This window comes from Allobosea sp. GW822-FHT05A11 (assembly GCF_058800455.1).
Map to the genome: position 1 here is coordinate 180,086 of NZ_JBXAMI010000008.1, position 19,514 is coordinate 199,599.

Genomic DNA, 19,514 nt, shown 5'->3' on the forward strand with positions numbered 1-19,514 from the left:
CGTCCAGATCAAACGATGATCGCAACCTAAGCCAGTCGCTTTTGCGTGAGCGGGCTTGCGTCGCCGCAAGCCCGACCTTGCATCAAAGCCGATATCCGGCCTCCTTCAGAGCCGTGAACACCTTGAGCGGCGTCGCCGGCATGTCCATCGCCTTGATGCCGGCCGCACGGTCGAGCGCATCGACCATCGCGTTCATCACCGCCGGGCAGGCGCCGATCGCTCCGGCCTCGCCCGCGCCCTTCACGCCGATGGCGTTGGTCAGGCAGCGGACATTGCGCGTCTCGAAATGGAAGTTCGGGATGTCGACGGCGCGCGGCAGGGCATAGTCCATGAACGTCGCGGTCAGCATCTGCCCGTCCGGATCGAAGCGAATCTCCTCCATCAATGCCTGGCCGATGCCCTGGGCCGCACCGCCATGGACCTGGCCCTGTAGCATCAGCGGGTTCAGCGTCACGCCGAAATCATCGACGACGACATAGTTGAGGATCTCCGTGCCGCCGGTGCCGGGATCGATCTCCAGCTCGCAGACATGGGTGCCGTTCGGATAGGTCGCCTCCGGCGGCTGCCAGCTCTGGTGGACCTTGAGCATGGCCGGCGTCGCGCCCGGCAGCGCCGCAATCGCGGCGAGGTCGAGCGACTTGTCGGTGCCGACGATGCGCACCGCGCCCTCGGTGATCTCAAGATCGCCGACCGCCGCCTCGAGCTTCTCCGAGGCGAGCTGCTTGAGATTGTCGGTCAGGATGCCTGTCGCCTTGTCGAGCGCCGCCCCTCCCACCGGAATCGAGCGTGAGCCGCCGGTGCCCGAGCCGGTCTCGACCCGGTCGGTATCGCCCTGCACGACGCGGATGCGGTCCATCGGGATATCGAGATGCTGCGAGACGAGCTGCGAATAGGCCGTCTCATGCCCCTGCCCGTTCGACTGCGTGCCGATCAGCACCGTGACGGTGCCGTCCTTCTCCAGGATCACGGTCGAACTCTCCGGCCCGCCGCCGCCGCAGGCCTCGATATAGCAGGCCAGGCCGATGCCGCGGATCTTGCCGGCCTTCGCCGATGCCTTCTGGCGGGCCTTGAAGCCCTTCCAGTCGGCGACGTCCATGGCACGCCGCATATGGCCCTCGAACTCACCGGAATCGTAGACCGGGCCGGTCTGCGTCGAATGCGGCATCTCCGTCGGCTTGACGAAGTTCTGCGCCCTGACCGCTTCCGGCGCCTTGCCGGTCTCGCGCGCGATCGCGTCGACCAGCCGCTCGATCAGATAGGCCGCCTCGGGACGGCCGGCGCCGCGATAGGCATCGACGGGGGTGGTGTGGGTCAGCACGCCACGGAAGACGACATGCACGGCCGGAATGCTGTAGCAGCCGGGCGTCATCGTCGTGCCGACCCACGGGATGAAGGGCCCGTATTGCGAGAGCCAGGCGCCCATCTCGGCCGAGAGATCGACCTTGAGGCCGATGAAACGGCCCTTGGCGTCCAGCGCCATCGTCGCCGTCGCGAGATTGGCGCGGCCATGCGTATCGGCGAGGAAATGCTCGTTGCGATCGGCGACCCAGCGCACCGGGCGCTTGAGTTTTTCGGCCGCGATCATCGCCAGCGGGTATTCGCGATAGAGGAAGATCTTGGTGCCGAAACCGCCGCCAACATCCGGCGTCACCACGCGGATGCGCTTGGGATCGACCTTGAGCACATAGGTCGCGATCAAGTCGCGCATGCCGTGGCTGCCCTGGCTGCCCAGGGTCAGGGTCCAGCGCTTGTCGGCCTTGTCGTATTCGGCGATGCAGGCCCGCGTCTCCATGTAGTTGGAGGCGAGCCGGTTGTTGACGACCGTCAGCGAGACGGTGCGCGCCGCCTTGGCGAAGGCCTTCTCGGTCTTCGCGCGGTCACCCTGCTCGGCTTCGAAGGCGACATTGCCCTTGCGGTCGGGCCAGACCTGCGGCGCGCCCTTTTCCAGCGCCTCGGCAATGCCGGTCACGGCCGGCAGCGGGTCCCAGTCGATCGCAATGGCCTCGGCCGCGTCGCGCGCCTGCGCCAGCGTCTCCGCGACGATGAAGGCGACGGCCTCGCCGACATGGCGCACCGTGTCGGTCGGCAGCACCGGAACGGGCAAGGATTCCGACATCTCGCCAGAGGTGGTCTTCACATGCCCCTTGCACGGCAGATCGCCATACCCCGAGACATCCGCACCGGTCAGGATAAGCTTGACGCCCTTCATCTTGCGGGCCGTCTCGACATCGGCGACGGCGAAGCGCGCATGGGCGTAAGGCGAGCGCAGGACGAAGGCGTGCAGGGCACCCTCGGCTGCGATGTCATCCGTATAGCGGCCGGCGCCGGTCGTCAGGCGCTGATCCTCGACCCGCCGCACCGGCTGGCCGAAACCGAATTTCATGGGACGCATGAGGCATATCCTCAGTTAGGTCTAATGAAAGACTGGAGCATAAACCGCGCCACGTCAGCCCCGGCGCACCACGCGCCGGGGCTGCGCCGCACGCATCGAACTCAACGCGACATGCGCACCGCCGTCTCCGACAGCGAAACCATGGTGTTGTAGCTGCTCACCAGCCAGTTGGCGTCGTTCGCCGCGCCGCGCCGGACATCGCCCTTGCTCTTGGCGAGCTTGTCGCTGAAATCGCGCAGCTTGCCCAGCCAGGAGCTCGCCTGGCTCTCGATGAACGGCACGCCCTTGGGCTCCTTGTCCTTGAACGCATCCATCTCGCGGACGGCGGCAGCATAGTCGGCAATCGCGGCGTTGAAGGACTTGAGGTCGACGATCGGGCTCTCGTTGCTCGGCATCAGGTCCATCACGGCACGCGCGTTGATCATGATGTTGCGCACCTGCCAGCGGGCCGACTTGCCCTCGCGCTGCTCGACCGAGGCAAGTTCGCGCTGGTCGAGCCCGCGCTTGTAGACGCGCATCAGCGCATCCACCTTGGCCCGCTCCTCGAGGAAGGTCTTCGCCGCCGGCACCATCAGCGCGTGCAGCTTCTGGCCCTCCGCAAGATTGTCGTCGCGATAGTCCTTGCGGTCGTAGTAGCGCTCGGCCCTGGTGATCAGCGGCGCCAGCTCCTGATAGGCCTTGATATAGCGGCCCATGGTCTCGTCGATCGCCGGCAGCTTCGGCTCCCGCGCCATCGCCTCCTCGGCCTTCTTGATCTCGCTGTTGACGTCGTAAAGGCTGTAGAGCCCATAGGTGATGTAGCGCTCCTTGCCGGTCGGACCCTTCTTCATATCGACCCAGCTGTCATAGCGCTCCCAGGACTGGATCGCCCGCAGCGTGCGGTTCATCAGTCCGGTATAGGCGTTCGACTTGGTGATCGCGGCCTGGAGATCGTCATCGGCGGCCTTGCTGGCGCTGCCGGCGGGAACGGTCGCGGCGCTCTGCGCCCAGCCGGCTCCCGGAGCGGCCAGGAGCAGCGCGGTGGCGCAGGCCGCACCGTAGAAGAAAGTTCGGGTCAGCATGGTTTTATCCTTGGTCTACGGGCGGCGTGGGCGTGGATGAGGCCTCAGGGCCTCAATCCTGCTCCACCGGCTCGCCGTGCATCAGCCAGTCCTTGAAGCCGCCGGCATAGTGGCTGTCGATGTCGAGCCCCGCCGACTGGGCGAATTCCAGTGCCCGCCGCGAGCGCACGCCCGCCGCGCAGGACAAGACGATGCGCTTGCCGGGCTCGTTCGGCAGGTCCGCGGGGTCGAATTGCGACAAAGGCCGCGAGACCGAACCGGGAATATGCCCGGCGGCGAATTCATGCGGCTCGCGCACGTCGACCAGAAGGATGGAGCCATCGCCCAACCCCACCTTGATGGCGTCGATATCGAGGTCGTTCACGATCATGGGCAGGCCACTCCAGCCCGGTCGGGCGAGCCGTTGAGATAGGGCGGCAGTCCGGGAAACGCCACCGCTCGGCCGCGCTTCCGGGTGCCGAAAATAAAAAGCAGCCGCGGGCACGAGGCGCGCGGCTGCCTTGTCGGCGAGGCGTCTCAGCCTTTCGGCGGAATGCGCAGGACCCAGCCCGGCTGGATCAGGTCGGGATTCTTGACCGGCGGCGTGTTGGCCTTGACGATCTCGGTGTACTTGGCGCCCTGGCCCTTGCCGTAATGCTCCTCGGCGATCTTCCAGAGCGTGTCGCCCTTCTTGACCGTGTAGAACACCGCCGCCGCGGCCTCCTTGGTCACGGCGAGGTCCGATTCGACCTGGGCCACGCCCGTGGTGTTGCCGAGCGCGAGAATGATCTTCTCGGCCTCTTCCGTCGAAACGGCCTTGCCGGAGACCTTCACCTTGTCGCCGTCGATCTGGATGTTGACGTCAGCAGGCAGGCCGTGCCCGGCGAGTTCCTTCTGCAGATCGTCGGCGGTCGCCGCCTTGGCCGAGCCGCCGAATATCTTGGCGCCGGCATCCTTGATGAAACTGAACAGACCCATGAGCAAATCTCCTCGTGTCGGTATGCTATCAAGCCCTGTCGCGCCGCCCTATGCAAGCGGCTACGGAAAAGGTGTTTTGCTTGCCGGCTAGCACCAATCGCGCAAAGCGGACCCCACCGGCCTTTCCCGCACCTCTCGCGGCTGGCAAGAACGTCGCCGACGAAACCGGAGTTCCCGCCATGCTGACCCTCGCCCAGGCCCAGACCATTCTCCAGACCGCGCTGGCCCATGCCGAAGCCGCCGGCTTCAAGCCGCTCGCCATTGCCGTTCTCGACGCGCGCGGCGCGCAGAAGGCCTTCGCCGCGCAGGACGGCACCAGCCTGAAGCGCGGCGAGATCGCGCTCGGCAAGGCGCATGGCGTGGTCGCGCTCGGCCTGGGTTCGCGCGCCCTCCACAAGATGGCGCTGGATCGGCCCTATTTCGTGGAAGCCGCGACCCATGCCGTCGGCGGTTCGCTGGTGCCGGTGCCCGGCGGCGTGCTGATCCGGTCGCCCGAGGGCGCAGTCCTCGGCGCGGTCGGCATCTCCGGCGACACCTCCGACAATGACGAGGCCGCTGCCTGCGCCGGCATCGCCGCAGCCGGGCTCAAGGCCGATACGGGAGCCTGATTCCGCTACCGCGGCCGGGGGAAAGAGAAGGCTTTTCCCCTCCCCCCGGTCGCTCCGCTGTTTCAGCACTTTGCACTTGCAAACCGGCCTTCGAAGCCTCATGTCCTGCGCGCGAGTTCGTTAAATCGGACAGTTTGGACCGGCTCGAAGGTAGAATCATGAGCGACGCGGCTGCCGCCAACGAAAACGAAGTCATCACCACCGACGTCGTCATCGTCGGCGCCGGCCCCTGCGGCCTTTTTGCCGTCTTCGAGCTCGGCCTGCTCGATATCCGCGCGCATCTCGTCGACATCCTGCCGAAGGTCGGCGGGCAATGCGCGGAGCTCTATCCGGAGAAGCCGATCTACGACATCCCCGGCTTCCCGATGGTCACCGGCCAGGCGCTGGTCGACAACCTGCTCGAGCAGATCAAGCCGTTCGGGCCGACTTTCCATCTCAACCAGATGATCGAGGCGGTCGAGCCGACCGGCACGCAGGAGGCGCCGCGCTTCCGCGTCACCACCGATGCCGGCACCGTGTTCGACACCAAGAGCGTGATCATCGCCGCCGGCGGCGGCTCCTTCCAGCCGAAGAAGCCGCCGATTCCCGGCATCGAAGGCTATGAGAACGGCTCGGTCTTCTACGCCGTGCGCAAGATGGAGGCCTTCCGCGGCCGCAACATCCTGATCGTCGGCGGCGGCGATTCCGCCCTCGACTGGACGCTGAACCTCCAGCCGATCGCCAATCGTGTCACGCTGATGCATCGCCGCGACGATTTCCGCGCCGCGCCGCATTCGGTCGAGCAGATGCGCAGCCTCGTCGCAGACGGCAAGATGGACATGAAACTCGGCCAGGTCACCGGGCTCAAGGGCGAGAACGGCAAGCTTGAGGCGGTGGTCTGTCGCGGCACCGACAACGAGCCCTTCGACATCGCCTGCGATACGCTGCTGCCCTTCTTCGGGCTGACCATGAAGCTCGGCCCGATCGCCGACTGGGGCCTGAACCTCAACGAGAACCTCGTCCCGGTCGATACCGAGAAATTCGAGACCAGCGTGCCCGGCATCTTCGCCGTCGGCGACATCAACACCTATCCGGGCAAGCTCAAGCTCATCCTCTCGGGTTTCCACGAGGCTGCGCTCTGCGCCCAGAAGGTCCACCGCTACGTCTATCCGGAGAAGCGGCTGACCTTCCAGTACACGACCTCGTCCAGCAGCCTGCAGAAGAAGCTCGGCGTCGCCTGAGCGGGGCGGCACCTGTCATCCCGTGCGCGCCGCAGCGTGAAACGCTGCTGCGCAGACACGGGACCGCGTGACGCTTGGGGCTCCCGTCCTTACGGCCTCCGGATGGGCGCCTTTTCCGGGAAACGGTCCCGTGTCTGCGCAGCGGCATTCACATGCCGCAGCGCGCACGGGATGACATCGCTTACTTGAAAGCCGCGGCCCCCGCCGCGGCATTTTCAATGCGCGATGGCGTCGCCTGGAATATGCGCGGCGGCCGTGCCGTTGCGCGCCGGCGGAACCTGGGCGGAGCCCAGACCCAGCGAATTGCGGACGCTTTCGGACGGTCCCGCCAGCCTCGGCATCTCGCCCGGCGCGGTGACGATCTGCGGCTCGTCATGCCTTGGAGCAGGCGGCAACATGTCATCCGGCTCCTGCGGTTCGATCCGCGCCCTGAGCTCCGCCAGCGCGCCCCAGAGCGGCTGGAAGCTGAAGCGCACCTTGTGCGTGCCGGCCGGTACCTGCACCGCACGGAACAGCACGTTGGCCCGCAGGATCTCGCTCTCGACGCCGTCGACCTCGGCCTTCCACCAGGGATGCCAGATGTCGTTGAGCACGACGAAGCCGGCGACAGGCGTCGTGACCTCGATCTCGACCTGGGCATTGCGATAGCGCGTCAGCTTGACCTCGGCCTGGGTCGCGACCGGCCCCTCCGGCGTCGCGACGGGTGGCTCGGTATCAAGCAGCACGGCCTGCGTCGGGTCGGTCTCCGGCCAGCGGCCCGACAGCTTCATGCTCTCGAAATCGGCGAACTGCCAGCCGCCGACGAACTGCACGCGCGGCAGGGCCCGCGGGTTTTCGTAGACATAGCCCTGCTTCGTCCGGGCGATCAGGGTGAGATCGTTCTCGCCAAGGTTGTGGTCGACCTGCTCGATCGGAACCGGCGAAGCGATGTAGCGCAAGCCCAGCAGGTTCGCGAGGCGGCAGCGATAGGACGGGAAGAGCGGGGTGAACTTGCGGTCGGCCGGCCTGGCGATGCCGTCGCCCGTGCCGACAGCCTCGGAGAAATCCTCCAGCCGCAGCGGGTTGTAACCGAGCGTGTGGTCGAAGCCGTGAACCATGCCGGCATTCGGCCATTCGAAGCCCATGCCGAGCAATTCGACCCGGTCGCGGCGCGGCGAGCCCTCGGGCTGGGAGGTCAGGTGCTTCAGGAGCGCGATGGTGTCGTTCTTCGTGCCCGGCTCCAGCACGTCGTAGAGCTGCGGCGCGAGCGCGGTCGATTCGTTGGGACCGTTGTTGACGCCGAGATCGGCGGCGACAACGCCGGTGACCAGGACCGCCGCGGCGGCAGTGCCGAGCGCGCCGCGCCAGCGCTGCAGGATGAAGAACGCTCCGCCCGCGACCACAAACCAGCCGAGCGCGATTGCGACCGGCTTCCAGGCATCGGCCAGGTGCCCCCAGCCGCGCGAGACCGCGAGCGCGAGCACGAGCGTGCCGAGCACCAGACCTGCCCCGATCAGCATGTCACGGCGGAACGAGGTTCCCGCCTCCGCCGTCAGGATGCGATGCAGCACATAGCCCGAAAGGATCGCTGCGATGCCACCGATCAGGAAGGTCGCGTCGGCCGGCCGGCGGAACTGCTTCACGCCCGGAAGATATTCGTAGGCGAGATGGAACAGCGGCGTGTAGCGCCCGAGCGCGAACAGCACCATGAAGGCCAGCATCAGCGTCAGCGGACGAACCGACTTGTCCCAGAGCCAGCCGCGCGTCAGGCCGGGTGCCAGCAGCAGCAGCAGGGGCAGCGCGCCGAAATAGACCTGCGCCATGTTCTGGGAGAGATAGAGCACCTGCGGATTGCCGTACGGGCCCCAGAATTCGACGGCCGGGTCCTTGGCGCCGAACAGGTCGCCGACGAAGGCGGACAGCAGCGACACCGGATGTAGCGAGCCACGGCCCGCGAACGCGAAATCGATCTCGGGCCGCGTCGTCGCCTCGGCGAAGAGCCAGGTCCAGATCAGCGGCATGGCGATGACGGCGAGACCGACCACGCTTGCCGCGGCGATCGGCAGCAGGCTCGCCTTGAAGGCCGCCCAGCCGCCGGAGATCCAATGCGCCACCACCATGGCGATCAGCACATAGCAGGCGAGCAGCGCGACCTGGTCCGGCTCCAGCACCATCATGCCGGCGGCAAGGCCGGCGAGGACACCGGACAGGACGGATGAACGCTGCAGCATCCGCGCCGTCAGCCAGAAGGCGATGGCAAAGAAGGCATAGCTTGCGATCTGCCCGACATGCTGGACGCGCCAGGCCGCCGAGGCACCGAAAGCGAAGACCAGCGCCGCCATCAGCCCGCCGGCCGCATGCCAGCCGCGATCGCGGAAGAACAGGATGAGTGCGAGCCCGCCGGCCAGCAGGTGCGCCAGCACATAGGCATCAACCTCGCGGAAGCTCGGTTCCGGCGAGATCAGCGCGAGCAGGATCGCGGGCGAGAAGATCAGCGATTGCGGATCGGCGATCTGCGGCGAGCCGGCAAAGACGTTGTGATTCCAGAAGGGCGACTGGCCGGTATGGATCGCGTTGGCGAGGAACTGCACCTGCGCCTGGAAATGCGCCTTGGCGTCGAACGGAATCGTCACCGCCCCCGAAAGCCAGGGCCAGCACAGGATGCCCCATGCCACGACGAAACCGATGGCCGCCAGCAGGTAACCGGCGCCCCTTGCATCCACGCGTCTCAACTGGACCCCCACGGTCCTCGGCACGAACGGTCCCGTTCTGGGATCCTGTCTCCAGCCCTGGCAGTGGCCGGACCATGACGCCGCGTACCTGAACCGAATCTGAACGCGATCACGCATCCGTGAGCGGGGATGCCGACAGGCTGAAGAAAGAGGAAATGGGATGTGCGAAGGACGAGGTCACGGCGCCCCGAAGCACGCATCCGTCATGGTCGGGCTTGTCCCGACTATCCACGTCTTTGCTGTTCAAGGGATGTGTTCAAGGCGTGGATGCTCGCCACAAGGGCGAGCATGAAGGCAGAACGCCTCAGCGCGCGGCAGCAAGCCATCCCGCCAGTGCTTTCCGCTCGGCCGGGGTCATCCCGGAGAGGTTGTTCGGCGGCATCGCATGGGTCATCACGGCTTGCGTCCGAATGGCGCGGGCATGGATCGCGATCTGCTCGGGCTCATGCAGCAGCACGCCCTTCGGCGCGATCTGGATGCCCGGCCAGGACGGCTCCGGCGCATGGCACATGGCGCAGCGCCCGGTCACGATGTTCGAGACTTCGGTCGGCGGCAGTGTCATGCCCGCCAGCAGGGCGGGTTTCGCCGCCTCGCCCGCCTTCAGGCCGAGCTGCTCGCGCCCGCCCGGCGAGGACGACATCGCCACCCAGAAGGCGAGCCAGAGCGCCAGGATCGCCACCGCCCAGCACCACCAGGGCGATTTCGCGTGGTCGGCATGGCGGATATTGAAGAAATGCCGGATCAGCGCTCCGGCCACGATCACCAGCGCCACCAGCAGCGGGATCACGCTCGAATTGGCATAGGTCACCGGATAGTGGTTCGACAGCATCAGGAACAGCACCGGCAGGGTGATGTAGTTGTTATGCGTCGAGCGCTGCTTGGCGGCCTTGCCGTATTTCGGATCGGGCTTCTCGCCCGCAACAAGCGCCGCGATCACCTTCCGCTGGCCGGGCATGATGTTGAAGAAGACATTGGCGGTCATGATCGTCGCCATCAGCGCGCCGGTATGGATCAACGCCCCACGCCCGGAGAAAACATTGGCGAAGGCCCAGCTCGCCGCGACGACATAGCCGAAGCCGACGAGGCCCAGCCACACATCATGCTTCCCGAGCGGCGACTTGCAGAGCAGGTCGTAGATCAGCCAGCCGACCACCAGCGCCGCGATGCCGATCGCGCCCGCGGCAAAAGGCGACAGCTGCATCACCGCCGGATCGATCAGGTAGAGCTCCGACTGCGCGTAATAGACCCAGACCAGCAGGAAGAAGCCTGAGATCCAGGTCCAGTAGCTCTGCCATTTGTGCCAGGTCAGCTCGGCCGGCATCACGGCAGGCGCGACCATGTATTTGCGCATCTCGTAGAAGCCGCCGCCATGGACCTGCCAGGCGCGGCCACCTGTGCCGGGCGGGATATCCTCGGCCGGCTTCAGCGAGGCATCGAGATGGATGAAGAAGAAGGAGGCTCCGATCCATGCGATCGCCGTGATGACATGGAGCCAGCGCAGCATCATGCCGCCCCATTCCATCAGATAAGCTGCAAGCATGGCGCTGCGCTCCGCGAGGGCTGATGATCGTCCCGAATCCGGAAGATGCGGCTTCGAAGGCGGAAACTAGCCTGCTTTCGCCGTCTCTGAAATCGCCCCCCGCGCCGAGCTTCCGGGAAGACGATCCTGGCGAACATGCAGCTATCGATTTTCGCGCCGGTCGCTTTACAGTCGCGAAGGTCCGTGGCCACGCCGGAATCGGCGCCCGCCGGATATCGACGCCTTCAGGAGAAGCCGGCGCATGGGACATCTTTCGACGCATGTGCTGGACACGGTCAACGGTCGCCCGGGCGCCGGCATCGCGGTGTCGCTGGATCGGCTCAGGGCCGACGGCACGCGCGAGCGGCTGGCCGAGGCCGTGACCAATGCCGATGGCCGCACCGATTCAGCCTTGCTCTCGGGAACGCTGGTGCCCGGCACTTATGAACTGACCTTCGCGATCGGCGCCTATTTCCGCGGCCTCGGCACCGCCTTGCCGCAGCCCGCCTTCCTCGACCTCGTCCCCGTCCGCTTCGGCATCGCCGAGCCGGAGGGGCGCTATCACGTCCCGCTCCTGGCCTCGCCCTGGAGCTACTCCACCTATCGCGGCAGCTAGACCATCATGAGCCAAACCACTTATCCGCGCGACATGAAGGGCTATGGCCGCGCGGCTCCGCACCCGCACTGGCCGGGCGAGGCCCGCATCGCTGTCCAGTTCGTGATCAATTACGAGGAAGGCGGCGAGAACTGCATCCTCCATGGCGATGCGGCCTCCGAAGCCTTCCTCTCCGAGATCGTCGGCGCCGCGCCCTGGCCGGGCCAGCGCCACATGAACATGGAGTCGATCTACGAATACGGTTCCCGCGCCGGCTATTGGCGCCTCTGGCGGATGTTCACGCAGCGAAACATGCCTGTGACCGTCTTTGCCGTCGCTTCGGCGCTCGCCCGCTATCCCGAGATCGTCGGCTCGATGCAGGAGGCCGGCTGGGAGATCGCGACCCACGGCCTGAAATGGATCGACTATCGCGATACGCCGAAGGAGCGCGAGCGCGCCGATATCCTGGAAGCGATCCGCATCCAGACCGAGCTCGCGGGGACACGCCCGCTCGGCTGCTATCAGGGCCGCACCTCCGAGAACACCATTCCCCTGACGATGGAGGAAGGCGGCTTCCTCTACACGGCCGATGTCTATGCCGACGAGTTGCCCTACTGGCTCGCCGGGCCGAAGGGGCCGCAGCTCGCCGTTCCCTATACGCTCGACGCCAACGACATGCGCTTCGCCACGCCACAGGGCTTCAACACCGGGGAGCAGTTCTTCACCTATCTCAAGGACTCGTTCGACACGCTTTATGCCGAGGGCGAGACCGCCCCGAAGATGATGTCGATCGGCCTGCATTGCCGCCTCGTCGGGCGCCCGGGCCGCGCCGCGGCGCTCGCCCGCTTCCTCGAGTATGTCCAGAGCCATGAGCGGGTCTGGGTCGCGACCCGCCTCGACATCGCCCGTCATTGGGTCAGGACGCAGCCGCCGGCTGGCGGTTATGTACCCTCGAAGCTGCCCAAGGCGCTGTTCACCGAGGTCTTCGGCCGCGTCTGGGAGCATGCGCCCTGGATCACTGAGGCCGCCCACGACGCCGGCATCGGCGCAGATCACGACACGGCGGAAAGCCTGCACGCGGCGATGGTCTCAAGCATGCGCAAGGGGTCAGCCGAACAGCAGAAGTCCCTGCTCACCGCCCATCCCGACCTCGCCGGCAAGCTCGCCGCCGCAGGCGAGCTCACACCTGAATCGACGCAGGAGCAGGCCGGCGCCGGGCTCGACCGCCTCAGCAGCGACGAGCGCGTCCGCTTCACCGCGCTGAACGAGGCCTACAAGGCCCGCTTCGGCATCCCCTTCATCATGGCGGTGAAGGGCGCGACCAAGGCCCAGATCCTCGCCGCCTTCGACGCGCGCCTCAAGAACACGCCCGAGCAGGAAACCGCGACGGCGCTGGCCGAGGTCGAGAAGATCGCCCTGTTCCGGCTGAAGGAACTGCTGCCGGCGGGCTGAGCCCGGCCAGACCGGAACCCTCCTTCGATCGCGGCGTTGATGGTGCGCTATCGAGGAGGGTTTCCGTTCGTGTTCCGACTGCTTCTGGTCATCATCGTGCTCGTCGTCGGCTATGACGCGGTCGTCCATCAGGGCGCCTATACGCGCGACGCCTGGAACAGCATCGTGCGGTTGACCAGCTCGTCGGTCGAGGGCGCCAAGGAACTCGGCGAGCGCGCCCGCAACTGAGCTTTACGCGGCCGCCCGCCCCTCGACGATCCCGGCGATCGCCTCCAGCATCCGTGTATCGTCGCCCGCCAGCCCCTCCATCGCCGCCATGCGCTGGATCACCGTGCCGGCGATCGCCTCCTCCACCGTGTCCTCGGCATAGGCATAGAAGATCGTCGCGTGCTGGCCGTCGCGATGGCAGCGGCCCTCGATCTGCTGGAGCTGGATCGCGCTGTGGCGCATGTCGTGGATGACGAGCGCCCGCTCGCGCTCACCGCCCGGCATCTCGCCCCGATGCAATGAGATCGACTCGGTCACGGTAAAGATCACCGCGTCGAGCTGACCGGTCTGGAAGGCAATCCGCGTCTCCTCGTTCTGCGCGCCCGAGCGTTCGCCGTTGATCTCGGCCGTGCGCCAGCCCCGCCCCCTGAGCGTTTCAGCAAGCATCGCGCTGGTCTCCAGGAAGGCGACGGAGATCGCGACCTGCTCGTCGTTGCCCAGCAGGTCCTCGCAGAAATCCGCCGTGCCGGGGATGCGGAGCAAACTGGCTTTCTGCCGGAAGCGCAGATCGGCCGCCCAGCCCTGCGGCTTGCGGGTCGAGCCGCCGGCCAGGCCAAGCTCTTTGCGGAACTCGCGCCAGGTCGCGTCATAGAGCTTGCGTGCCGCCGTATCGAGCGCGACCGGCGCCAGCTCCCGCTGCACCTCCGGCCAGCCGGCGATCTCCTCTGGCCGGCGACGCAAGCCGATGGCGTTCGCGCCGCGATAGAGCAGATCCGCCATCACATTGCGGTCGGCCTCGTTCGGCTCCCAGCTCCAGTTCTTCCAGCGCCCCTTCGCCCTGCCGATCTTCAATCGCTTCATCAGCACGCGAAACCCGTCGAGATCGGCCGTGGGCATGCCCGCCGCCTTGGCCAGCAGGCCCGCGAGATAGGACAGTTCATGCGGCGACTGGCCGGCCGTCGCGCTCATATAGATCGTGAAATCGGCGGCCTCCGCCATCTGGCGGCAAACCAGCCCCTGCTGCGAGTTCGGATTGCGGATGCGGTGCGCCTCGTCGATCACCACGAGCGGCCAGGCACGCTTGGGCCGGCCATGCTTGGCGATCTCGTTGTTCTTCGCCCGCGTCGAGCGCTTCTTGCTGTCGGCAACGGGGGCGAGCAGCGATTTCGTCTTCTCGAAATTCATCAGCGTCACGCGCTTCGCCGGCAGGCCGGAGAGCGCCATGGTCCGCCGCCATTGCGGGATCGCGCCCTTCGGGCAGATCACGAGCACCTCCGCCTCCGGCATGGCCGAGAGCGCGAGCCAGGCCGAGAGCGTCTTGCCGAGGCCAGTGAGGTCACCCAGCAGGAAGCCGGCCGCGCCCTTCGCCCGCGCCGCCAGGATGGCGTCACGCGCGACGAGCTGGTGCGGATGCGGGATCATCGTCATGCGGCGGGAAGAGCCCTGTCGATCGGTATGGCGCCCGCCCTGCCTCGTGGGCATAACGCGCCCGGCTCTCTTGGCACTGGCGCTGGTCTCCGTCCACCGGCACTGTGCCGGCCACCGATTGGGGAGACCACAAGACCATGACCCGCGCGCAGGCGATCGCGAAAGCCCAGGACTATTTCGATTCAGGCCGGATGAAGAGCGATCTAGGCCGGCTCGTCGCGATCCCCACCGAAAGCCAGAACCCCGACCGTGCTCCCGTGCTGGGCGAGTATCTCGACAAGGAGATGCAGCCCCTGCTCGAATCGCTCGGCTTCACCTGCCGCATCCTGACCCATGCCAAGGCGCGCGGCCCCTTCCTCTATGCCGAGCGCATCGAGGACCCTGCCCTGCCGACCATCATCGGCTATGGCCATGGCGACGTCATCCGCGGGCTCGACGCGCAATGGAGCGAGGGCCACTCGCCCTGGAAGCTCGTCGAGCGCGACGGCCGCTGGTACGGCCGCGGCGTCGTCGACAACAAGGGCCAGCATCTCATCAACATCAACGGCCTGCGCGCCGTGCTGGAGACGCGCGGCAAGCTCGGCTTCAACGCCAAATACCTGATCGAGATGGGCGAGGAATCCGGCTCGCCGGGCCTGCGCGAGCTCTGCGAGGATGAGGCCGAACTGCTCAAGGCCGATATCCTGATCGCCTCGGACGGGCCGCGCCTCAATGCCGAGCGCCCCACCGTCTTCCTCGGCGCCCGCGGCGTCATCACCTTCGACCTGCAGATCAAGGCACGCGACGGCGGCCACCATTCCGGCAACTGGGGCGGCATCCTCTCCGATCCGGCGATCCAGCTCGCCCATGCCATCGCCTCAATCACCTCGCCCACCGGCCAGATCCGCATCCATGAATGGGTGCCGAAGGAACTGCCGGACGGTGTCCGCCGCGCACTCGCTGATTGCGAGATCGACGGTGGACCGGACGGCCCGACCATCGACCCGAACTGGGGCGAGCCCGGCCTCTCCCCCGCCGAACAGGTCTTCGGCTGGTGCTCCTTCGACGTGCTGGCAATGAAATCCGGCGTCCCGGAAACCCCGGTCAACGCCGTGCCGCCGAGTGCTTGGGCCCGTGTCGCCTTGCGCTTCGTCGTCGGCATCGATCCGCGCGACGTCGCCCCGGCGCTGCGCCGCCATCTCGATCGCCATGGCTTCGACATGGTCGAGATCGTCATGCCCGGCACCGAGCGCTTCGGCGCGACGCGGCTCGACCCCGACGATGCCTGGGTCCGCTTCACCATCGATTCGATTGCCGAGAGCACCGGCAAGAAGCCGGCCTTGCTGCCCAATCTCGGTGGCTCGCTCCCGAACGACATCTTCGCCGAGATCCTGAAGCTGCGCACGATCTGGGTGCCGCACTCCTATCCGGGCTGCTCGCAGCACGCCCCGGACGAGCACCTGCCGGCCGCCATCGCCCGCGAAGGCCTCGTCGCCATGGCCGGGCTCTACTGGGATATCGGTTCGGGCAACGCCCCGAAGGTCTAAGCGGACTATTCCTGCGGCTGGCGCGGATCGCGCCCCGGCGGCAGATCGATCGGCGTCGCCGGGGGAGCCTCCGGCGGCGCATTCGGCGGCAGTTCCGGCGGTGGCTCGGTCGGGATGCCCTGCGGTTCCTCGTCCGGCGGTGATTCGACCGGCGGAGCCGGCGGTACCTCGCCCGGCGTCAGGGGCGGCGCCTCGGGTGGCGGATCGGGGATGGCGGGCGTATTGCCAGGCGCAGCCGTGAGGCCTTGATCGAATTGCATCATGCGAAAACTGTCCTTTTGGACAGGAACGCCCGAGCGGCCGAAAGGCTCCGTCCCACTCCGGAAAACGCCACTCCGTCAGAGCAACGCCAAGCGCGATCGAGCAACAATCGAAATTTAAAAATCAATTACAGCTTACAGGAACATTACAGAGAATTAATCCAACTATTCATCTCCCGTTTAATGAAGATGCCTCATGATAAATTCATCGAGAACAGGAGATATCGTTATGAAAAAAATTATCGCCTCTGCAATCGCGGGCGCTTTTCTACTCGGAGCAACCGCTCCCAGCTTCGCTCAGTCTTACCGGGCACAGCATCACGGCCCCGCTCGTCACGGCCCGGTCCATGTCGAGAAGCATGTGACGAAGAAGGTCATCGTCCGCAAGGATCGTTGGGCGCGCGGGCATGCCCTGCCCCGGCAGTACCGGCAGAGCTATGTGCGGGATTATCACCGCTACCATCTGCGTGCGCCTGGCCGCGGCCAGCGCTGGGTCAGGGTCGATAATCAGTTCATTCTGATCAACAGCATCACGGGCATGATCGCAGCCCTCGCCGCGGCCCGCTGAGCCCGGCACGATGCGGAACGGGCGGCGGCAGCACATGCCAGCCGCTCGCTTCAGCGAGATGTCCGTTCAACAATGTTTGGAATGGTCGTGGTGGGTGATGTAGGGCTCGAACCTACGACCCGCTGATTAAGAGGCACCTTTTAGCGTTGATTTCAAACGCTTTTCCCACAAACCGAGGGAAAAGCCATGGACCATAAAACAAGCACTTACAGACGTTTTGCAAACCAACATATCGAACCCACGACCCCTTCGGCACACCCCTCCAAGGCGCCGTTCTCGGAGGGTTCTGGGTTCACGCCGGGGCCTTGGACGCGAGGTGAGGCGCCGTACCACAATGACGTGTTCGGAGCAGACGGATTCTCGGTGGCGGACGCAGGCAGCGTGGCTTGCCTGCATCGGGACTTCTATGCCGGCCGCATGGGTGATGATCATTGGGCCACAACCCCCGGCTCGCACATCAAGCGCGAGGATGCCCAGCTTGAGGCCAATGCCCGCCTGATCGCGGCGGCTCCCGACATGTTCGAGGCGCTGCTGAATGTGAAGGGGTTGCTCGACACGCCCTTGGCACGCCGCAGGCATGATGGCGACCCGTTCTATGACGGAGTGATCGAAAGCCTTCGCGCAGCCCTCTCCAAAGCCACCCCCACCGGGGAGGCCTCCGATGTCTGAGGGGCGGAACACAGAGCTGGTGTCGTCGTGGCGCGAGGCCATGGAAGGCGTGACTCCGGGACCTTGGATCAAGGTCGAAGACGACAGCTTTGACGAGACGATCCTTGTCACCACCGAAGAGCGCAATGGCAATCGCTGCCCGATCTCTGCGACGGCAGCCGGCTTTACGGAGCCATTCGACAGCGAACAGCGCGCCAACGCCGCGTGGATCGCCCGCTGCTCGCCTTCCGGCATCTCCGCCCTTCTCGACGCCCTAGAGTCGACCTCCCGCGCCCTGAGCGAGAAGGAGGGGGAGCTGGCGGAGGCGCGTCGCGATTTAGACGACGGCATGCGCGATTATGACGGCGGCTACGAAGCCGGCGCTGGCGACATGTCCGCAGCCGCCGATGCCGCCCTAGAGCGCGCCACTGTCGCAGAGCGCCAGCGCGACGAAGCCCTAGCCGCCCTCAAAGCCTCCGAAGAGGCGCTAGACGAGCGTATCGATACCGCTTGGGCAGATGGCGCTCGGTTCGTAGTGAACGAACTGGATAGCCTCATCCCAGACAGCACGCTCGTGCGGGATAAACTTGTCGACATCGATCAGATGATCGCGCGGCGCTACGCCGATGCCATCGCCAGTCGAAAGGAGCGCCGCGCCCGCTCGGTTCTGGAGAACGGCCTTTCCAATCTCGCGGATGCCACAAAAAAAGATCCAGGGACGGAACAGAGGGAGGCGGGCGTATGAGCGGCTGGCCCGACTACATGCGCGCCCGATGCAACAAGTGCGGTCGCTACATCAGCGAAGGCGCTCCGGGCGTTTCATGGTCGCAGAACTGGAGCACGGGCTGGGGTGGTGTGCCTGACCTGCACGACCCCTCGTATCGGTGCTCCCCCTGCACCGACAAGCACGGCATCGCACCGACCAACTGCAACGAGACGAACGGCAAATACCGAGGCCGCAATCCAGTCGATCAGGAGGCAGCATGACCCCTCTCTCAACCCCCGCCGCGCAGGGGACGGTGGCGCTGAACCCTCTGGCGCTTGAAGCGCTCGAACATAATCAGCGTCAGCTTGACATGGACGGCGTTGAAGTCGGCGTGTCGCGCCAGGCGCTCGACGAGTTGCTGGCCGCGTACAAGGATGCCAGCCATGACTGAGCCCGTGAAATCCCCGGCGCGTGCAGAGGCGTTGAAGCTGATCCAGAGGATTCGCGCCACCGAGCGGTTCTACGAGGCAGGCGATCGTTCGTCATCCGAGCGTTTCTGCCTGACGGAGGACGAGGCTGCGGCGCTGATCCCCGCCTCCCCACCGGCAGCCTTGCCTTCCCAGACGAGGGGGGCGGAGGCTGTGCTGACGCGAAACGACATCTGCCGGATTTGGCAGATCGCCGCGAAGCTTCCTGCCATGACCGCCGAGCAGTTCACCAACGAATTGCTTCTGGATATCGACAACCGCGCTCCCGCAGAAGCCCTCGCCAAGCCCGCCTCGGAGCCTGCGGGCGGCGGGGCGCGGGAGGTGTTGGAGCAGGCTGCACAAGCCGCCGAAGGCCCCGAGTTCTGGCCTCATCCGAAAGAGCCTGGCGACCGGCTCACCTATCGTGGAACCAAGGACGGCAACTGGCTTGCTGTGAAGCCACCCTTCAGGCTTGACCCGTATTCACAGGGCCGGGCTGACGCAGCCGCAGCAGTGCGCGCCCTGTCCTCTCCCGCGTCGTCATCCTCTGCCGAGCCGGGTGGGGTGGATGGTCCGGCCTATGTCGTGAACTGCTGCAATTGCGGCCGGATCATCGACACGCGGGAAGCGGACGAGGGCGGAGACGATTTCGGCTGCGAGCTTTCCGATAATCGGTGGGTTTGTTCGCCTGAATGCTGGGATGCGGTTGTCGAGCCCGCTCCCCTCACGTCTGCCCCAGCGCCGGAGGATCGAGGCGATCCGTGCATGTGGGACCAGGACAAGCCTTGTACCTGTGGCGGCGCTGCTTGCGAACAAGTCGACTTCGGCAAGGACGAGGAGCCCCGCCCATGACCACGACCAACGACGCCCCAGCGCCGGCTCCGAGCGGGAGCGGGGTGCGGGTGAAGGCGCTTGAGTGGCGGTCAGGCCAGCATGATACCTATCATGCCGACCCTGACTTGATCTTTTGCGGCTATGTGACGGTGAGGACCGGCGAACGCGTTACATGGCGGCCGTCAGAAAGCGACGAATGGCGCGAGGCCGCCACTCTCGACGAAGCCAAAGCCCAAGCACAAGCCGATTTCGCATTCCGCCTGGGCTCATTCCTCTCACCGGCCGCGACGCCCGTGTCTGAGGCTGAGCCGGTGGCGTGGGTAAGCGTGGATGATCTGGAAGCGCTGTCTCGCAT

At 66.1% G+C, this 19,514-nt stretch carries 21 protein-coding genes; 13 read left to right on the forward strand and 8 right to left on the reverse strand.

All coding sequences use genetic code 11. The features are described from left to right. Window positions 1-82: 82 nt before the first annotated feature. From AC1RLU_RS24935 to lysM, 4 genes are all read right to left on the reverse strand, one after another. Entirely contained in the window at window positions 83-2,392 is a 2,310-nt protein-coding gene (locus tag AC1RLU_RS24935) for a xanthine dehydrogenase family protein molybdopterin-binding subunit (RefSeq protein ID WP_113587256.1), read from the reverse strand. A 101-nt stretch (window positions 2,393-2,493) separates the two neighbouring features. Further along, window positions 2,494-3,453, reverse strand: coding sequence for a DUF3829 domain-containing protein (locus AC1RLU_RS24940; protein ID WP_091856504.1), 960 nt, complete (start codon window positions 3,451-3,453; stop codon window positions 2,494-2,496). A 52-nt stretch (window positions 3,454-3,505) separates the two neighbouring features. Then, a complete protein-coding gene (locus tag AC1RLU_RS24945) occupies window positions 3,506-3,823 on the reverse strand; it encodes a rhodanese-like domain-containing protein (protein WP_492798783.1) in 318 nt (105 codons plus the stop codon). Between the two features lie 146 nt (window positions 3,824-3,969). Further along, window positions 3,970-4,410 carry a peptidoglycan-binding protein LysM gene (gene lysM, locus AC1RLU_RS24950; RefSeq protein WP_061966853.1) on the reverse strand — a complete coding sequence of 147 codons (441 nt, stop codon included), beginning with the start codon at window positions 4,408-4,410 and terminating at the stop codon, window positions 3,970-3,972. 179 nt (window positions 4,411-4,589) lie between these two features. Here lysM and AC1RLU_RS24955 point away from each other — a divergent pair, with 179 nt between their 5' ends. Together AC1RLU_RS24955 and AC1RLU_RS24960 are read left to right on the forward strand one after the other, a co-directional pair. After that, window positions 4,590-5,018, forward strand: a complete 429-nt coding sequence (locus AC1RLU_RS24955) for a GlcG/HbpS family heme-binding protein (protein WP_492798784.1) — start codon at window positions 4,590-4,592, stop codon at window positions 5,016-5,018. Window positions 5,019-5,176: 158 nt separating this feature from the next. Then, on the forward strand, window positions 5,177-6,238 hold the full coding sequence (locus AC1RLU_RS24960) for an NAD(P)/FAD-dependent oxidoreductase (RefSeq protein ID WP_061966851.1): 1,062 nt from the start codon (window positions 5,177-5,179) through the stop codon (window positions 6,236-6,238). A gap of 215 nt (window positions 6,239-6,453) precedes the next feature. Here the strand turns inward: AC1RLU_RS24960 and AC1RLU_RS24965 are convergent, their stop codons facing one another. Then, window positions 6,454-8,949 (reverse strand): DUF2339 domain-containing protein, encoded by a 2,496-nt coding sequence (locus tag AC1RLU_RS24965; RefSeq protein WP_492798785.1) that lies wholly within the window; start codon window positions 8,947-8,949, stop codon window positions 6,454-6,456. Window positions 8,950-9,253: 304 nt separating this feature from the next. Continuing rightward, the gene (locus AC1RLU_RS24970) at window positions 9,254-10,489 is read right to left on the reverse strand and encodes a urate hydroxylase PuuD (protein ID WP_492798786.1); all 1,236 of its coding nucleotides are present in this window, start codon (window positions 10,487-10,489) and stop codon (window positions 9,254-9,256) included. A gap of 241 nt (window positions 10,490-10,730) precedes the next feature. Here AC1RLU_RS24970 and uraH point away from each other — a divergent pair, with 241 nt between their 5' ends. The 3 genes from uraH to AC1RLU_RS24985 all read left to right on the forward strand — a co-directional run bounded on the left by uraH (window position 10,731) and on the right by AC1RLU_RS24985 (window position 12,743). After that, window positions 10,731-11,084, forward strand: a complete 354-nt coding sequence (uraH, locus tag AC1RLU_RS24975; protein ID WP_061966848.1) for a hydroxyisourate hydrolase — start codon at window positions 10,731-10,733, stop codon at window positions 11,082-11,084. A 6-nt stretch (window positions 11,085-11,090) separates the two neighbouring features. Then, window positions 11,091-12,515 (forward strand): allantoinase PuuE, encoded by a 1,425-nt coding sequence (gene puuE, locus AC1RLU_RS24980; protein WP_492798787.1) that lies wholly within the window; start codon window positions 11,091-11,093, stop codon window positions 12,513-12,515. 69 nt (window positions 12,516-12,584) lie between these two features. Further along, the gene (locus AC1RLU_RS24985; RefSeq protein ID WP_162766440.1) at window positions 12,585-12,743 is read left to right on the forward strand and encodes a hypothetical protein; all 159 of its coding nucleotides are present in this window, start codon (window positions 12,585-12,587) and stop codon (window positions 12,741-12,743) included. 3 nt (window positions 12,744-12,746) lie between these two features. Here AC1RLU_RS24985 and AC1RLU_RS24990 read toward each other — a convergent pair whose 3' ends face one another. Continuing rightward, a complete protein-coding gene (locus AC1RLU_RS24990; protein ID WP_492798788.1) occupies window positions 12,747-14,150 on the reverse strand; it encodes an SNF2-related protein in 1,404 nt (467 codons plus the stop codon). Window positions 14,151-14,287: 137 nt separating this feature from the next. On the opposite strand from AC1RLU_RS24990, the gene AC1RLU_RS24995 reads away from it, so the two are divergent. After that, the gene (locus AC1RLU_RS24995; protein WP_492798789.1) at window positions 14,288-15,676 is read left to right on the forward strand and encodes a M20 family metallopeptidase; all 1,389 of its coding nucleotides are present in this window, start codon (window positions 14,288-14,290) and stop codon (window positions 15,674-15,676) included. Window positions 15,677-15,681: 5 nt separating this feature from the next. Here the strand turns inward: AC1RLU_RS24995 and AC1RLU_RS25000 are convergent, their stop codons facing one another. Then, window positions 15,682-15,939 carry a hypothetical protein gene (locus AC1RLU_RS25000; protein WP_061966844.1) on the reverse strand — a complete coding sequence of 86 codons (258 nt, stop codon included), beginning with the start codon at window positions 15,937-15,939 and terminating at the stop codon, window positions 15,682-15,684. Between the two features lie 226 nt (window positions 15,940-16,165). Between AC1RLU_RS25000 and AC1RLU_RS25005 the strand changes: the two genes are divergently transcribed. The 7 genes from AC1RLU_RS25005 to AC1RLU_RS25035 form a co-directional block, all read left to right on the forward strand. After that, on the forward strand, window positions 16,166-16,504 hold the full coding sequence (locus tag AC1RLU_RS25005; RefSeq protein ID WP_091856495.1) for an RcnB family protein: 339 nt from the start codon (window positions 16,166-16,168) through the stop codon (window positions 16,502-16,504). 186 nt (window positions 16,505-16,690) lie between these two features. After that, entirely contained in the window at window positions 16,691-17,173 is a 483-nt protein-coding gene (locus tag AC1RLU_RS25010; protein WP_492798790.1) for an XkdD/Y8K6 family phage-associated protein, read from the forward strand. Continuing rightward, window positions 17,166-17,897: a hypothetical protein gene (locus AC1RLU_RS25015; protein WP_492798791.1), complete on the forward strand. Its 732-nt coding sequence runs from the start codon at window positions 17,166-17,168 to the stop codon at window positions 17,895-17,897. The genes AC1RLU_RS25010 and AC1RLU_RS25015 overlap by 8 nt, the downstream gene beginning before the upstream one ends. Then, window positions 17,894-18,139, forward strand: a complete 246-nt coding sequence (locus tag AC1RLU_RS25020; protein WP_492798792.1) for a hypothetical protein — start codon at window positions 17,894-17,896, stop codon at window positions 18,137-18,139. The genes AC1RLU_RS25015 and AC1RLU_RS25020 overlap by 4 nt, the downstream gene beginning before the upstream one ends. Continuing rightward, the gene (locus tag AC1RLU_RS25025) at window positions 18,136-18,309 is read left to right on the forward strand and encodes a hypothetical protein (protein WP_492798793.1); all 174 of its coding nucleotides are present in this window, start codon (window positions 18,136-18,138) and stop codon (window positions 18,307-18,309) included. The genes AC1RLU_RS25020 and AC1RLU_RS25025 overlap by 4 nt, the downstream gene beginning before the upstream one ends. Next, the gene (locus tag AC1RLU_RS25030) at window positions 18,302-19,177 is read left to right on the forward strand and encodes a hypothetical protein (protein ID WP_492798794.1); all 876 of its coding nucleotides are present in this window, start codon (window positions 18,302-18,304) and stop codon (window positions 19,175-19,177) included. Before AC1RLU_RS25025 ends, AC1RLU_RS25030 begins: the two co-directional genes overlap by 8 nt. Then, the coding region (locus AC1RLU_RS25035) for a hypothetical protein (RefSeq protein WP_492798795.1) at window positions 19,174-19,514 on the forward strand (341 nt) is incomplete at its 3' end. The genes AC1RLU_RS25030 and AC1RLU_RS25035, both read left to right, overlap by 4 nt.